We start from the raw sequence: 16,256 nt of genomic DNA on the forward strand, positions 1-16,256 counted from the left end.
TCTAAATCATTATCATTAAGCCAACCATGAACATTTGATATGCCAGTAGATGGCGTTTTTAATCGTTGTTCTAGTGTTTGAATTCGTTTTTGTACTAGTTCAATTGGTATTTTCACTTGGTGAAGTAAAAATAATTCGTTATTCATCCCATTCATTTCATTGTAGATGAAGCGACTAGCGTCGCTATTCCGTTTAATAAGTCTTTTCTGCTCATTAGATGGAAAAATACGTAATTTTACGCCGTAGTGATAGGGAAGTTTGGCCATGGTTTTACTCAATTAGTTTCACCTCCTCAACTATGATAAAATTATTATAGCACACAAACGAACGTAAGTTCCCCACAATATTATAATGATAACACTGAGAAAAATCGTAGATCTAAATGAGATTACAGTAGAAAAAATGGAAATCATGCCCGACCATGTTCACGCGTTGATAAATTTCAACTCTTACTAATATCGTGAAAGTATTTAAAGGGACCTTTGCACACATTTTTTCGAAAATCACCAAAACTAAAGCGGCAAAAATTCTGAGGGAAGGCCATCTATGGTCTCTCACAGTTACTACATGAATACCCTAGGCAACATAAGCAAAGATGTTGTGAATCAATATATCCAAAATCAAAATAAAAACGCCTTACGGCGTTAATACATGGGCATTCATCTACCTGATTAAAATCCGGAGATTTCTGCCGTATTTCCTATTAAATTTCACAAAAAAATAGCGTTGCGCAAGGACACTACTGTGTTCGCGCAACGCTATTTTGCTTATTGGGCCGCTTTTAGCTTGGCAATTTTGCCTTGTTGAATATAGACACTCAAGATCGCAATATCTGCGGGGTTAATGCCGCTAATCCGCGATGCTTGGGCAATAGTTTCCGGCCGAATCTTGTTCAGCTTTTGATGGGCCTCGGTAGCTAGGCCATCAATGGCATCGTAATCGATTCGATCTGGAATCTTCTTCGCTTCCATCTTCTTCAACCGTTCAACTTTTTGTTCGGCCTTTTTGATATAGCCATCATACTTAATTTGGATCTCGACCTGTTCAATGACCCGCCGATCTAATTCGTGATCGGCTGCTGGGATAAATTGCAGCAAATCGGCGTACTTCACTTCTGGCCGCCGCAAGAATTCACTTGCGAGCACACCATCTTTTAACGGCTTTTGCCCATTTTCAGCTAAAAAGGCGTTCACAGCCTCATTGGGCTTAATCCGAATTGATGCCAATCGTGCTTCTTCGGCTTCCACTTCATGCCGTTTGGCAAGCATTGCTTCATAACGCTCGTCGCTAATGAGACCAATTTCATGTCCCATTTCCGTTAACCGTAGATCAGCATTATCATGACGCAAGATCAACCGGTATTCGGCCCGACTCGTTAGTAGCCGGTAAGGCTCGTTGGTGCCCTTAGTAACCAAGTCATCGACCATCACGCCAATGTAGGCATCCGAACGCTTCAGGATTAGAGGATCCTTGCCCAGAGCTCGCAACCCGGCATTAATTCCGGCTAACATGCCTTGGCCGGCTGCTTCTTCATACCCTGACGTTCCGTTAGTCTGTCCGGCCGTGTACAGGTTCTTAACCAGTTTCGTTTCCAGTGTGGGCCGTAATTGATAAGGCGCCACAACGTCGTATTCGATGGCGTAACCTGGCCGCATCATTTCTGCATTTTCAAGCCCCTTGATTGAATGAACAATCTGCTGTTGAACCTCTTCTGGTAATGACGTCGACAGCCCCTGAACATACCATTCGTCAGTGTTTCGTCCTTCAGGTTCTAGGAACAGCTGGTGGCGTGACTTATCCGCAAACCGTACGATCTTATCTTCAATCGATGGGCAATAGCGGGGACCCACACCCTTGATCGTGCCGGCAAACATCGGTGCCCGATCCAGATTATCCCTAATTAACTTATGGGTGTCTTCGTTGGTGTAGGTCAACCAACAAGAGAGCTGATCCTTTAACAAGAGGTAGTCACTATCCGGGGTCGTAAAGCTAAAGTGGTTAGGCTCCGCATCCCCGAGTTGTTCCTCGGTTTCGGCGTAGTTAATCGTCGTTCCGTCCACCCGGGGAGGTGTTCCCGTCTTGAACCGCTTGAGTTCAAAACCGAGCTCTTCCAAGTTACCGGATAGTTTCATGGCTGCTTTAGAGTTATTAGGACCAGATTCGTATTGCAACTCACCGATAATAATCTTGCCACGCGCCGCCGTACCAACCGTTAAGACGACCGTTTTGGCACCGTAATGTGCCCCAGTATTCGTCACGACGCCCTTGCAGACCCCGTCTTCAACGATCAAAGAATCGACCACTCCTTGCCGTAAGGTTAAGTTCGGTTCCTTTTCAATCGTATGTTTCATTTCGGCATGGTACGCATGCTTATCAGCTTGGGCCCGCAATGCTCGGACAGCAGGACCCTTCCCCGTATTCAACATCCGCATTTGGACGTAGGTCTTATCGATATTCTTACCCATTTCACCACCGAGGGCGTCGATTTCACGCACCACGATACCCTTAGCAGGTCCCCCAATGGAAGGGTTACATGGCATGAAGGCCACCATTTCGAGACTAATTGTGATTAACAGGGTCTTATTTCCCATTCGGGCGGCAGCAAGGGCCGCTTCACTACCGGCATGACCGGCACCAACGACGATAACGTCGTAATCTTTTCCTTTATAAGGTAAAGCTTGTTCCATGATTTTTGTCTCCTAAGTTTTTAAGTTAAATCTGAACGTTGCACTGCTTGGACGAACCGCTTATTTCCCCAAACAGAATTGGCTAAAGAGTTGATCTAGCAACTCATCTTGATAGCTATCACCGGTGATTTCACCGAGTAAATCCCAGCAACGGGTCATATCGATCTGGACAAGATCTACCGGCATACCGGCCGCAATTCCCATCTGCACATCGTTCAGAGCGTCACTGGCCTGATGTAACAGCCCGATGTGTCGCGCATTCGTGACCATCACGCTGTTTTGGTTACTCTCAATCCCCTCTTCAAAGAAGAGATGGTTAATCTTGTCTGCCAGCTGGTCCATCCCCGCATTATGCACGATCGATGTTTCAATCACATGATCATCATCGACATATGTCCGGAGTTGATCGCGGTCTAATTGCATCGGTAAATCCGTTTTGTTCAACAATACAATCCGTTGGCTCGCATCAGTTTCTTGCAACAGATCCAGATCCTCTTGTTGCAACGGCTCACTACTATTAAGAAGGAGGAGCACTAAATCGGCCGTTTCAATTGCTTGATGGCTCCGTTCAACGCCAATTTGTTCAATTTGATCGGTTGTTTTACGAATACCGGCCGTATCGATTAATTTCAGTGGGACACCGTTCACGTTCACGTATTCTTCGATCACGTCACGCGTCGTACCGGCAATGTTCGTGACAATCGCCTTATCTTCGTGTAATAAATTATTAAGCAGGCTTGATTTACCCACGTTGGGCCGGCCAATAATCGCCGTTGCCAGACCATCTCGGAGGACCTTGCCCTGCTTAGCCGTCTTAAGCAACTGATCGATTTGTTGCTTGAGTTCGGCACTTTTTTCTTTTAATAATTTGGTGGTCATCTCTTCGACCGCATCATATTCGGGATAGTCAATATTGACTTCAACTTGAGCCAGCACGTCCAAAATATCCTGACGAAGCGCCTTAATTAATCGCGATAAATCACCATCAAGCTGATTTAAAGCCACCTTCATTGAGCGATCCGTCTTAGCCCGGATCAGGTCCATCACCGCTTCAGCCTGCGACAGATCAATGCGGCCATTCAAGAAGGCCCGTTTGGTAAATTCACCCGGTTCGGCCAACCGTGCCCCGTAGCTTAGGGCTAGTTGTAAAATTTTGTTGGTGGCCACAAGACCACCATGACAGTTGATTTCAATAATATCTTCACGCGTATACGTTTTTGGGGCCCGCATCACGGATACCATTACTTCATCGACTTCTTTTTGCGTCGTGGGATCAATGATATGGCCGTAGTTAATCGTGTGACTCGCGACCTGGGTGAGGTCCTTACCATGGTAGATTTCACTAGCCACGGTCAGGGCGTCATCACCACTAATGCGAATAATCGAAATACCGCCTTCCCCCACCGGGGTCGAAATCGCCGCAATCGTATCAAACTCTGAATTTGCCACGTTAGCTCTCCTTTCAAAATACATACACCAAATAAAAAAAGCGCCACTCCACGCCTGCCAAAAAAGCCAGCGTGGTCAAAGCACTTTCACTACTTTACCCGTATTAACATTTAAACGTCCATTATTTTAGAAAACTTTGGCAAGATTGTCAATCATTATTGTCTCCCGCCATGATATTCACTAGCTCAATTCGCTGGCCGGGGCAACAACAACACTCCGCCGTGGGTCGCGACCGTGCGAATAAGTCCGCACAAATTTATTTTCTGCTAAAATTTGGTGCACCTGCTTCCGTTCATTGGCCGGCATCGGATCTAAGTAAACCGCCGTGCCACTCGCAATGACTTCCGTGGCCGCCTTTTTCGCTACCCCGATCAGCACTGTTTCCCGCTTTTTACGGTAATCATTAGTGTCCAGCACGACGGTGACCTTTGCAACACCGTGTAGGTTCATAAAGGTCTGTCCCATCGATTGTAACGCGTTAATGGTCATACCATGACGGCCAATCACCTTGGCCGGCTGGTCCGTTGCTAACTCAATCGTTACCGTTCGGCGATCCACCGTTACGGTCGTTTCAACTGGTAACTGCATACCATCTAAAATATCACCCAAGTAATACCCCGCCATTTCGGCCACCTGGTTTAGTTTTTGCTGGTTCGCCACTTCACGACGGTGAATTTCGGCCGGACTAATTTGCTGATCGTCGGTCGCTTCTTCACTTTCGTCTTCGGTCGGTGCTTCTTCCACGCCGCCAAATCCTTCCGTGGCCTCTTTTTGGTGCTGCTGCACATTGACCTCTTCAGCAAGGTCCGGATGAAGGAGTGCCCCACCCGTATGTTGGGGTAAAATCGCCTTCACTTCGACTTGCGCTTCTCGCCGATGCAAGCCTAAGAATCCCTTCTTAGGCGACTCAATCAAGTTAATTTCAACTTCGTGTCGGCTTAATTTAAGGGTGCGCAACCCATTTTGAATCGCCTCGGCAACTGTTTTACCTGTAAAAATCGCCATTTCGCGACCTCCTCATGTTCTTATCGTCAACGATTATACCATACATGGACATGAAACCTGGCACAACGTTTCTGGCCATCCGATCGTATAAAAAAAGGCCCCGCCTCACGACGATGACCTTAATCAAGTTCAGCTTATTTTCGACGACCCTTTACGGCCCGCCGCTTGGCTTTTTCTAGTTTCTTACGCTTGGCTTTTTCAGCGGCTTCCTTCTCAGCCCGTTCGCGATTAATCTTGAATGGGTTTTGAATAGCGAGTGTTTGACCAGCTTGGAAGACGTTCGTCACCACCCAGTAAAGGGAGATGGCTGACGAAATATTCATTGCCATGAAGAAAATAAAGATTGGCATTAACCATGTCATACTGGTCGTCATCGCGTTTTTCTCTGGCATTGAGGCCATTGATAACCACGAGCTAACAAACGTAAACAGTGCCGCAAGGAGTGGCAAAATGAAGTATGGATCTCGGTGACCCAACTGTAACCACATAAACGACCCAGCCCGCAAAACATCCGTCCGCCAGATTGCTTGATACAGCGCATAGATGACTGGCAATTGAACAATCATTGGTAACATGGATGCGAATGGGTTTACGCCCGCTTCAGCATACAGCTTCTTTTGTTCAGCCTGCATCTTCTGAACGGTTTCCATATCCTTAGAAGAATACTTCTTTTGTAGTGCCTTCAGTTTAGGTTGCAGTTCCTGCGTCTTACGCATTGATTTCGTTTGGTAAATCATCAACGGCAGGATAATGATCCGGATGATGATCGTGAAGATGATGATCCCCATGCCATAACCGCCGAAGCTGTTTGACAACCAAATGATGGCCCGTGAGAAGTTGTAAACAATCCAATGATCCCACAAACCAGTGCTGTGACTATTAATGGGCTTATTCGAGCACGCTGCCAAAAATAGCCCTAGTGACAAAACACTTGCCAACGTCAGGTACTTTTTGATGTGTTTTTTCAAGCCTTATTCCTCACTTTGTTTTTCGTCTAAGAGTTGAGCCAGTTTTAATGCATGCATTAAATGCTTTTTAGTCTCGACCATACTCATCTGATCAGCGGCTGGGCGAGCAATCACCAAGAAATCACAATCGGCTTTCAATTGGGGCTTTACTTCCAGCAACGTTTGCCGAATCCGCCGTTTAACCCAGTTGCGATGAACCGCATTACCAATTTTCTTGCCGACTGAGATCCCAACACGAAAATGCTTTTGTCCCGGTTTCTCCATTGTATAGATGATGAATTTACGGTTAGCAACCGAGTTATGGGTCTCAAATACGCGCTGAAACTCGCTTTCCTTTTTCACCCGATACGATTTTCTCATAATTAATTTTCTCCAAAACTTTTCAGAAAAAAAGACCACTATAGTCTAGTGGCCTTTTTATGCAGATAATACTTTTCTGCCTTTTGAACGTCTACGTGCTAATACTTTACGGCCGTTACTTGTACTCATGCGTTTACGGAAACCGTGAACACGTGAACGATGCCGTTTCTTTGGTTGAAATGTGCGCTTCATATATATAGCACCTCCTATTTAGCAATTGATTTATTTTTATAGTCGAAAAGTCCGTTCTTTCCAAACAATACCTATCGATTTTAGCACACTCATTCCTAATAATAAAGGATAAAAAATAAATAAAATTTTTTTAGTTATCCACAATTTAGCCAAATAATCCACAGCGTTGTTTTTGCACAGCTTTGTCTCAAATTCTTTCCACAGGTATTTTCCGCGTTTTTGCACATGTAAACACCCTGTTAATAAAGTTATCCACAGGCATTTTATTTGCTGTGAATAACTCTCTTAAGTCCCGCTATTATCACATTGGTTTCGAACACCTTTTTGTGGAAAACTCTATTCTAGTCCAGTCCGTCTTTGTTTTACACATCCCTGTGGATTATTTCCACACAGCGTTGTGCAATTTGTTATTTCTTTTTTTAACACCCTGTGGAAAACTCCTTGTCAACATGCTAAACTAACTAAAGTATTTCTTTAAATTAGGAGGAGTCACTGTGAATGATCTAGAAGCACTTTGGCAAATGATCAAAAAATCCTTCAAAACGGAAGCATCGCCCGTCACCTACTCAACCCTGATTGAGCCGGCTAAGGCTATCTCGCTAGCCAATAACCAAATGACTATCGAACTCCCCACCCGTTTTCACAAGGACTACTGGAATGATTCGCTTGCAGATAAGTTTCGCTTGTACGCTTATGAGGCCACTTCGACGAAAATTGAACCTCACTTTATCGTTGAATCGGAAGAACCGGCCGAACAGCCCCAAGCAACTGTCGTTAAGCCATCGTTCAAGGTCAACACTGCCCTTAATCCGCGTTACACCTTCGATACCTTTGTGATTGGTAAGGGTAATCAAATGGCTCACGCGGCTGCTTTAGTGGTTTCAGAAGAACCCGGCAATATGTACAACCCGCTCTTCTTCTATGGGGGCGTGGGACTTGGGAAGACCCACTTGATGCACGCCATTGGCAATAAAATGATGGCTACCAACCCCGAAACCCGTGTTAAATACGTCACCAGCGAGGCATTCACGAACGACTTCATTAATGCCATTCAAACCGGGACGCAGGAACAATTTCGACAAGAATACCGTAATCTCGACCTCTTATTAGTCGACGATATTCAATTCTTCGCGGATAAGGAAGGAACGCAGGAAGAATTCTTCCATACTTTCAACGCCTTATATGAAGAAAACAAGCAAATCGTGCTCACTTCCGACCGTTTGCCAAACGAAATCCCTAAGCTGCAGGATCGCTTGGTGTCCCGGTTTAAGTGGGGGTTGTCCGTCGATATTACGCCTCCCGACTTAGAAACCCGGATTGCGATCTTGAGAAGCAAGGCGCAGGCTGACCACATCGACATCCCCAACGACACCCTGACCTACATCGCTGGCCAAATCGACTCCAACGTCCGTGAATTAGAGGGCGCGCTTTCCCGTGTTCAGGCTTATGCCCACCTCAGTAAAGCCATGATCACAACCAGCTTGGCCTCCGACGCCTTGAAGGGCTTAAAGCTGTCTGGCTCAACGGTTTTGACAATCGCCCTCATTCAAGAAAAGGTTGCCAGCTACTACCACATTTCGCAAGCGGATCTGAAAGGAAAGAAGCGGGTCAAGCAAATCGTCGTTCCCCGGCAAATTGCGATGTATCTGTCACGAGAGCTCACGGATAATTCGCTCCCTAAAATTGGGGCCGAGTTTGGTGGGAAAGATCATACGACCGTGTTACATTCCATCGACAAAATCGAAGAAGCCCTGCAAACCGATCAAAGTTTGCAAGAAGATGTGCAAAACCTTAAAATGGAACTGAAACCTTAGCTTGTGGAAAACACAGGAATGAATTGGGCAGTTATCCACAAGATATCCACAGGTGGAAAACTAACTGGTCATTACGTTCACCGTCCTTTTCAACATTATCCACAGGCCCTACTACTACGACTTTCTTTTTAATTAATAATATATAAATCCCGTTAGGAGCTTATCAGATGAAATTTACAATTAATCGTTCTGCGTTTACCGCAAAATTAAATGATGTGCTACGTGCTATTTCTTCCAAAACCACGATTCCCATTTTGACTGGTCTTAAGATGGTTGTCTCACCACAGGATGTTACCTTGACGGGGAGCGATGCTGACATCACCATCCAAACCGTTATGACGACCGAAGATGATGCCTTTGGCCTGACCGTTGATCAAGCCGGTTCAATTGTTCTACCAGCGCGATTCTTCAGTGAAATTGTGAAGAAACTACCTGATCAACAGGTAACGATTGAAGTTAGCGATGGTTTTCAGGCTCAAATCACATCTGGCTCAGCCTCATTTACTATTAATGGGCAGGATGCTGAAAATTATCCGCGATTACCAGAAATCGAAACAACCGACACCGTGAAACTAGCGGGCGACTTGTTTAAAGAAATCATTGGGCAAACCGTCATTGCTGTTTCCAATCAAGAAAGTCGACCAATTTTGACTGGGGTGCACTTCGTTTTAGAGGGCACGCAATTAATGGCCGTCGCCACGGATAGTCACCGATTGGCGCAGCGTAAGGTGCAACTCCCCGAGGCGATTGCTCAACGCTATGATGTGATTATTCCCGGAAAGAGCTTAACGGAACTGTCACGAATGATTAGCGACGGCAGTGAAACCGTGGAATTACGAATTGCTGAAAACCAAGTACTCTTTATTCTCGGCGAAACTTGGTTCTACTCTCGTTTGCTGGAAGGAAACTACCCTGAAACTAGTCGTTTGATCCCAGAATCATCCGAAACAACCGTTGAATTGAACGCGTCGAGTTTCTTAGCTTCAATCGAACGGGCCTCGTTGCTCTCTCACGAAAGTCGCAACAACGTGGTTAAATTGACCCTCGGACCAGATGCTAACTTGGCAAAGATTAGCGGTAATTCGCCAGACGTCGGAAATGTTGAAGAAGACATTCAGGCTTCTAGTCTGGAAGGTGCGGGTCTTGAAATCTCGTTTAATCCCGATTACATGAAGGACGCGCTGCGGTCATTTGGCCAAAGTGAAATCAAAATTGCCTTTACGTCGGCACTGCGACCATTTACACTGGTTCCAACAGAAGACGAAGATAATTTCATCCAACTGATTACACCCGTTAGAACCTACTAGTCAGAAATAACGGCAACTCAAAATAAACGTTCCCACGCTATGTGGTGAACGTTTATTTTTTTGAAAATGTTCGTTTTTCCCTTCATAATCACTAAAAATGATGGTCAAATGTTCTCATTACTCTATGAAAACGCCATCATCTCAGCTGACGACCCTCAAATGACCAAAATGGACGCTAAACGGGCTGATTTTAATTTTAAGGCGTTTTTTATTGTTTTTGATAAAAATGCCAAAATACATAAAACAGGCTATAAAGTGGGTAAATAAGCGTGATTCATTTGTTTTTCGCCATTTTTAAAGGTATAATAGATGGGTAAGTGAGAGTAGGTGATGAGATGCAAGAATCCAAAATTGTTCAGATTGAGGGCCCCTTTATTACCCTCGGACAACTGTTGAAAGAAGAGTCAATTATTGCCTCTGGTGGTGCCGCTAAATGGTTCCTCAGAGAAAATGAAGTGTTAGTCAATGATGAAATTGATCAACGTCGTGGCCGGAAACTTTATCCCAATGACCATGTGACGGTCCCCGAGGCCGGTAGCTTTGTCATTCAAAGTAAGTAGGTAGCACAATGATTTTAAAGCAACTTCATTTGCACAATTTTCGCAACTACGATGATTTGACCGTGGACTTTGCCCCCGGAGTGAACGTCTTAATTGGTGAAAATGCGCAGGGGAAGACCAACCTATTGGAGGCGGTCTACGCCCTAGCATTAACCCGCAGTCATCGCACTTCAAATGACCGAGAGCTGATTAATTGGCAGGCGCACGAAGCCGTGTTATCAGGATCGGTTGAAAAACGAACTGATACGGTACCACTAGAACTCCATTTTTCAGCGAAGGGAAAAAAAGCCAAGGTCAATCATTTGGAACAAAGCCGGCTATCCCAGTATGTGGGCCAGCTGAATGTGATCGTGTTTGCCCCCGAAGATCTGTCCCTTGTTAAGGCCGGACCAGCTGTTCGGCGGCACTTTATGGATCTTGAATTTGGGCAGATGAGTAATAAGTACCTTTACAACTCTGGTCAGTATAAAACGGCGCTCCGGCAGCGAAACGAATACCTCAAGCAATTACGATCGCGCCGTCAGTCGGATCGGGTCTTTTTGCAGGTCCTGTCTGATCAGGTTGCAGCCTTGGGAGCGGAAATCATTGTTGCGCGCGCAGCCTTTCTCAAGCAACTAGAGAAGTGGGCTCAGGTGATTCACGGAGATATTTCACTTCAAAAAGAACAGTTACGGTTTCAGTATGCGACGCAGGTGACGTTGGACGATGACCTCAAGGTAGAAGATGTTTACCAGGCGTTATTAGAGCTGTTAACTAAAAATGAAGATCGAGAAATTGACCATGGATCAACGCTTTATGGACCACATCGCGACGATCTTATTTTTTTGGTCAACGATAAGAATGTTCAGACCTACGGATCACAAGGCCAGCAACGGACGACAGCTTTGTCGGTTAAACTGGCTGAAATTGATCTCATGAAGGAACAGACTGGCGAATATCCGGTCTTGTTGCTCGACGATGTGCTGTCAGAATTGGACGATGATCGGCAAACACATCTGTTAACAGCCATTCAAAATAAGGTGCAAACTTTTTTAACCACCACGAGTTTGAGCGGGATTGCGCGGCAGTTAATTAATGCCCCGACGATCTTCAGAATTGCACATGGCACGTTGGAAAAGGAAACAGAAGAAACAAACGAAACAAAAACGGACGAGCAAGTAGACTCGTCATCGGAGACGGAGTGACTCAGGGAACCATTGCGCAACGCGTGGATGGTGTAATTCAACTAAGGAGGAAACAAAGTGAGCGAGGAAAACGAAACCAAAGCAGAACGGGCGAGAGAATATAATGCCAGTCAAATCCAAGTTCTAGAAGGACTAGAGGCCGTACGGAAACGTCCCGGAATGTACATTGGGACCACCACGTCTCAAGGACTGCATCATTTGGTGTGGGAAATCGTCGATAACGGCATTGACGAAGCCCTTGCCGGCTTTTGCGACGAGATCAACGTGATCGTTGAAAAGGACAATAGCGTGACCGTTACTGATAATGGCCGGGGAATTCCGGTTGATATTCAAGCTAAAACAGGGAAGCCCGCCCTAGAAACGGTCTTCACGATTCTGCATGCCGGTGGTAAGTTTGGCGGCGGCGGATATAAGGTTTCCGGTGGTTTGCACGGTGTGGGAGCCTCTGTCGTGAATGCTTTGTCAACCGAATTAGACGTTCGTGTGATTCGGGGTGGCAAGGAATACTACATGGACTTCAACCGGGGTCATGTGAAGACGCCGATGAAGGTCATTGGTGATCGTCCTGAAGATCAGCACGGAACAATCGTGCACTTCACGCCAGATCCAGATATTTTCCAAGAAACGACGACCTATGACATCAAGGTACTCACCACCCGGATTCGAGAATTATCCTTCTTGAACAAGGGCCTAAAGATCACAATTGAAGACAAACGGCCTGCAGAGCCGACCAAAGAGTCATTCCACTATGAAGGCGGAATCCGGCACTACGTGGAATACCTTAACCAAAACAAAGACGTTCTATTTGACGAACCCGTCTATGTTGAAGGGCAGGAAAAGGGCATTACGGTTGAAGTATCGTTGCAATACACGGACGATTTTCACAGTAACCTATTAACCTTCACCAACAACATTCATACCTACGAAGGTGGGACCCACGAAACGGGCTTTAAGACTGCTTTGACGCGGGTCATCAACGACTATGCCAAGAAGAATGGGCAGATTAAGGCAAATGAGGATGCCCTTTCGGGGGATGATGTGCGTGAAGGCATGACAGCCGTTGTGTCAATCAAGCATCCCGATCCACAATTCGAAGGACAAACAAAGACGAAGTTGGGTAATTCAGATGCACGGACCGTTACGGATCATTTATTTGCTGAAACGTTTAGCCGATTCATGATGGAAAATCCCGACGTCGCCAAAAAGATTGTCGACAAAGGTATTTTAGCGTCTAAGGCACGAATCGCGGCTAAACGGGCGCGCGAAGTTACCCGGAAAAAGAGCGGACTAGAAATTAGTAACCTCCCTGGGAAACTGGCCGATAATACCAGTAAGGATCCAGCGATTTCTGAATTATTCATTGTCGAGGGTGATTCGGCCGGTGGATCTGCTAAGCAGGGGCGGTCACGACTGACACAAGCAATCTTGCCAATTCGGGGGAAGATTTTGAACGTTGAAAAGGCCAGCATCGATAAGATTCTGGCTAACGAAGAAATTCGGTCCCTCTTTACGGCACTTGGCACCGGCTTTGGTTCGGATTTTGATGTGACGAAGGCGAAGTACCACAAACTCATCATCATGACTGATGCCGATGTCGATGGGGCTCATATTCGGACACTACTGCTGACGTTGTTCTACCGCTTCATGCGGCCAATGATCGAATCCGGGTACGTTTATATTGCCCAGCCACCACTGTATCAAGTGCGTCAAGGGAAGTATATTCGCTACATCGATTCAGACGAAGAATTGGATCAAGTATTGAGTTCCTTACAACCAAGTCCTAAGCCCGCTATCCAACGGTATAAAGGACTGGGTGAAATGGATGCTGAACAACTTTGGGAAACCACAATGGATCCAGAAAAACGCCGCTTATTGCGGGTTAACTTAGACGATGCGATCGAAGCCGATCAAGTATTCTCAATGCTGATGGGTGATAAGGTGCTGCCACGGCGGAACTTTATCGAAGAAAACGCAACGTTCGTTGAAAACTTGGACTTGTAAACTGACTAATTACGAAATGGAGGAATCACTGTGGCTGAACAAGACTTGCCAAGTCGCATTACCGATGTCAATTTAAGCAAACAAATGCGGACATCATTTTTGGACTACGCCATGAGTGTCATCGTTTCACGGGCGTTGCCTGACGTGCGTGATGGCCTAAAGCCGGTGCACCGCCGGATTTTATACGGAATGAACGAATTAGGTGTGACGCCGGAAAAGCCGTACAAGAAGTCTGCCAGAATTGTGGGAGACGTCATGGGGAAGTTCCATCCCCATGGGGATTCTGCAATCTATGAATCAATGGTGCGGATGGCGCAGGACTTTAGTTACCGCTACATGCTTGTTGATGGTCACGGAAACTTTGGCTCTGTCGATGGTGACGGTGCCGCTGCCATGCGGTACACCGAAGCTCGGATGAGTAAGATCGCGGTTGAAATGTTGCGCGATATCAACAAGGATACCGTTGATTTTACGGATAACTACGATGGTACCGAAAAAGAACCGAGCGTTTTACCTGCTCGGTTCCCGAACCTGCTTGTCAACGGGGCGTCAGGAATTGCGGTCGGAATGGCAACCAGTATTCCCACCCACAACCTAGCTGAAGTGATTAGCGGGATCCATATTTTGATGGATAATCCGGAAGCGACAACGGCCGATTTGATGGAGGCCATCCCTGGTCCTGATTTCCCAACTGGCGGCATTGTCCTTGGTAAGTCAGGGATTCGGAAGGCCTATGAAACTGGTCGGGGATCAATCATCGTCCGCGCAAAAGTGGATATTGAGGAATTGAAGAACGGCAAGCAACGGATTGTCGCAACCGAAATTCCTTACATGGTCAACAAGGCTAAGTTAATCGAACGAATTGCGGAATTGGCGCGTGATAAGCGGATCGAAGGCATTACCGACGTTAATGATGAATCCGATCGTGATGGGATGCGAATCGTCATCGACGTTCGGCGTGATGCCAGTGCCGAAGTGATCTTGAATAACCTGTACAAGATGACGCTGATGCAGACATCGTTTGGCTTTAACATGCTGGCGATCGTCAACGGAACGCCACGCGTATTGAGCCTGAAGGAAATTCTGCAGTACTACCTTGAACACCAAGAAAAGGTTGTACGGCGACGGACTGAGTTTGACTTAAAGAAGGCCCAAGCACGGGCCCATATCTTGGAAGGGTTACGGATTGCCCTGGATCACATTGATGCGATCATTAGTATTATCCGTAATTCCCAGACGAGTGAAATTGCAAAGAACCAGTTGATCGAAAACTACGGTCTTTCTGATCGTCAGGCTCAAGCAATTTTGGATATGCGGTTAGTCCGGCTGACCGGTTTGGAACGTGAAAAGATTGAAAATGAATACCAGGGATTGATGAATTCAATCGCTGATTACAAGGATATCTTGGCGCACACCGAACGAATTCACCAAATCATTTACGATGAATTACTCGAAATTCAAAATAAATTTGGTGACGAACGGCGGACCGAGCTACAAGTCGGAGATGTGACAAGCATTGAAGACGAAGACCTGATCGAAGAAGAAGACGTGATTATTTCACTGACCCATAACGGCTACATCAAACGGTTGCCCGTCGATGAATTTAAGACGCAACACCGTGGTGGTCGTGGTGTGCAGGGGATGGGTGTTCATGATGATGACTTCATTGAACAAATGATTTCAACTTCCACCCATGATCGTCTACTCTTCTTCACCAATGCCGGTAAGGTTTACTCGATGAAGGGCTACGAAGTTCCCGAATACGGGCGGACGGCCAAGGGGATCCCAGTAATTAACTTGCTGGGCGTGGATTCGAAGGAAAAGATTTCGGCGGTTATTAACGTGCAACACGACGTGAATTACGACGACAAGTATCTCTTCTTTACTACGCTTCATGGAACCGTCAAGCGAACGGCCGTCAGTGAATTCACAAATATTCGGAGCAACGGTCTCAAGGCCGTTACGCTGAAGGATGATGATCAGCTGATTGGGGTTTCAATTGTCGATGAAGATCAGAACATGATTATCGGGACCCACTTGGGGTATGCCGTTAGTTTCAAAGCAGCCGACGTCCGTTCGATGGGCCGTTCCGCTTCCGGAGTACGGGGAATTCGCCTGCGTGATAATGATTATGTTATCGGTGTTGACTTACTGAATGCTGATAGTAAGGTCTTTGTCATTAGCGAACATGGTTTTGGTAAGCAAACAGCGGCTGCCGAGTACCCAATTAAGGGTCGTGGTGGTAAAGGAATCAAGACGGTTAATGTGACCGAAAAGAATGGACCGCTAGTTGGCTTAACCACCGTTGATGGTGATGAAGACATCATGTTGGTTACTAACCGGGGCGTTATCATTCGCTTTGGCATTGAGACGGTCTCCCAGACTGGTCGTGCCACTGTTGGGGTTCATCTGATTAAGATGGATGACCAAACAAAGGTTGCAACGATGGCGAAGGTGGACAAGGAAGCCGAAGCAGATGAAGAAACTGAGCAATCTGCTGACACTGACACGCCCGCACCGGTAACGGACACGTCATCCGCTGATAAACCACAAGAATAAGCGACTTAATTTCGCATTAATAAAAAATAAATCAAATCCTAAATTGCGTATTTATAATGTGTATCGCAATTTAGGATTTTTTTATTTGTTTGTTTTGATTGTTTTATTGAAAAGGGCATGCTATAATTTTAAGCTGTGAGTATACGTAAAAGGTGTGCTCTCCTTGCTCT

14 protein-coding genes are annotated in these 16,256 nt (G+C 46.0%); 7 read left to right on the plus strand and 7 right to left on the minus strand.

Going from position 1 to position 16,256, the window contains the following annotated elements; translation table 11 throughout:
* On the minus strand, positions 1-278 hold a 278-nt coding region (locus FC26_RS08910), incomplete at its 3' end, for a helix-turn-helix domain-containing protein (RefSeq protein ID WP_157061161.1).
* Between the two features lie 73 nt (positions 279-351).
* Here FC26_RS08910 and FC26_RS13230 point away from each other — a divergent pair.
* Positions 352-456 carry a transposase gene (locus FC26_RS13230; RefSeq protein ID WP_083483807.1) on the plus strand — a complete coding sequence of 35 codons (105 nt, stop codon included), beginning with the start codon at positions 352-354 and terminating at the stop codon, positions 454-456.
* A 311-nt stretch (positions 457-767) separates the two neighbouring features.
* Here FC26_RS13230 and mnmG read toward each other — a convergent pair whose 3' ends face one another.
* The 6 genes from mnmG to rpmH form a co-directional block, all read right to left on the minus strand.
* On the minus strand, positions 768-2,687 hold the full coding sequence (gene mnmG / locus FC26_RS08915) for a tRNA uridine-5-carboxymethylaminomethyl(34) synthesis enzyme MnmG (protein ID WP_057779781.1): 1,920 nt from the start codon (positions 2,685-2,687) through the stop codon (positions 768-770).
* Between the two features lie 60 nt (positions 2,688-2,747).
* Positions 2,748-4,136 carry a tRNA uridine-5-carboxymethylaminomethyl(34) synthesis GTPase MnmE gene (gene mnmE, locus FC26_RS08920; protein WP_057779783.1) on the minus strand — a complete coding sequence of 463 codons (1,389 nt, stop codon included), beginning with the start codon at positions 4,134-4,136 and terminating at the stop codon, positions 2,748-2,750.
* A gap of 180 nt (positions 4,137-4,316) precedes the next feature.
* The gene (jag, locus tag FC26_RS08925) at positions 4,317-5,141 is read right to left on the minus strand and encodes an RNA-binding cell elongation regulator Jag/EloR (protein WP_057779785.1); all 825 of its coding nucleotides are present in this window, start codon (positions 5,139-5,141) and stop codon (positions 4,317-4,319) included.
* A 134-nt stretch (positions 5,142-5,275) separates the two neighbouring features.
* The gene (yidC, locus tag FC26_RS08930) at positions 5,276-6,109 is read right to left on the minus strand and encodes a membrane protein insertase YidC (RefSeq protein ID WP_057779787.1); all 834 of its coding nucleotides are present in this window, start codon (positions 6,107-6,109) and stop codon (positions 5,276-5,278) included.
* Between the two features lie 3 nt (positions 6,110-6,112).
* On the minus strand, positions 6,113-6,469 hold the full coding sequence (rnpA, locus tag FC26_RS08935) for a ribonuclease P protein component (protein WP_057779789.1): 357 nt from the start codon (positions 6,467-6,469) through the stop codon (positions 6,113-6,115).
* A 57-nt stretch (positions 6,470-6,526) separates the two neighbouring features.
* Positions 6,527-6,667: a 50S ribosomal protein L34 gene (gene rpmH, locus FC26_RS12570; protein ID WP_338045568.1), complete on the minus strand. Its 141-nt coding sequence runs from the start codon at positions 6,665-6,667 to the stop codon at positions 6,527-6,529.
* Between the two features lie 488 nt (positions 6,668-7,155).
* Here rpmH and dnaA point away from each other — a divergent pair, with 488 nt between their 5' ends.
* The 6 genes from dnaA to gyrA all read left to right on the plus strand — a co-directional run bounded on the left by dnaA (position 7,156) and on the right by gyrA (position 16,086).
* Entirely contained in the window at positions 7,156-8,475 is a 1,320-nt protein-coding gene (gene dnaA / locus FC26_RS08945) for a chromosomal replication initiator protein DnaA (RefSeq protein WP_057779792.1), read from the plus strand.
* A gap of 167 nt (positions 8,476-8,642) precedes the next feature.
* Positions 8,643-9,782, plus strand: coding sequence for a DNA polymerase III subunit beta (dnaN, locus tag FC26_RS08950; RefSeq protein ID WP_057779795.1), 1,140 nt, complete (start codon positions 8,643-8,645; stop codon positions 9,780-9,782).
* 335 nt (positions 9,783-10,117) lie between these two features.
* On the plus strand, positions 10,118-10,342 hold the full coding sequence (yaaA, locus tag FC26_RS08960; RefSeq protein WP_057779799.1) for a S4 domain-containing protein YaaA: 225 nt from the start codon (positions 10,118-10,120) through the stop codon (positions 10,340-10,342).
* 8 nt (positions 10,343-10,350) lie between these two features.
* A complete protein-coding gene (recF, locus tag FC26_RS08965) occupies positions 10,351-11,526 on the plus strand; it encodes a DNA replication/repair protein RecF (RefSeq protein WP_057779801.1) in 1,176 nt (391 codons plus the stop codon).
* A 57-nt stretch (positions 11,527-11,583) separates the two neighbouring features.
* On the plus strand, positions 11,584-13,527 hold the full coding sequence (gene gyrB, locus FC26_RS08970; RefSeq protein ID WP_057779804.1) for a DNA topoisomerase (ATP-hydrolyzing) subunit B: 1,944 nt from the start codon (positions 11,584-11,586) through the stop codon (positions 13,525-13,527).
* Positions 13,528-13,557: 30 nt separating this feature from the next.
* A complete protein-coding gene (gyrA, locus tag FC26_RS08975; protein ID WP_057779806.1) occupies positions 13,558-16,086 on the plus strand; it encodes a DNA gyrase subunit A in 2,529 nt (842 codons plus the stop codon).
* Positions 16,087-16,256 lie beyond the last annotated feature (170 nt).

It is taken from the genome of Paucilactobacillus vaccinostercus DSM 20634 (assembly GCF_001436295.1).
Lineage (GTDB): Bacteria > Bacillota > Bacilli > Lactobacillales > Lactobacillaceae > Paucilactobacillus > Paucilactobacillus vaccinostercus.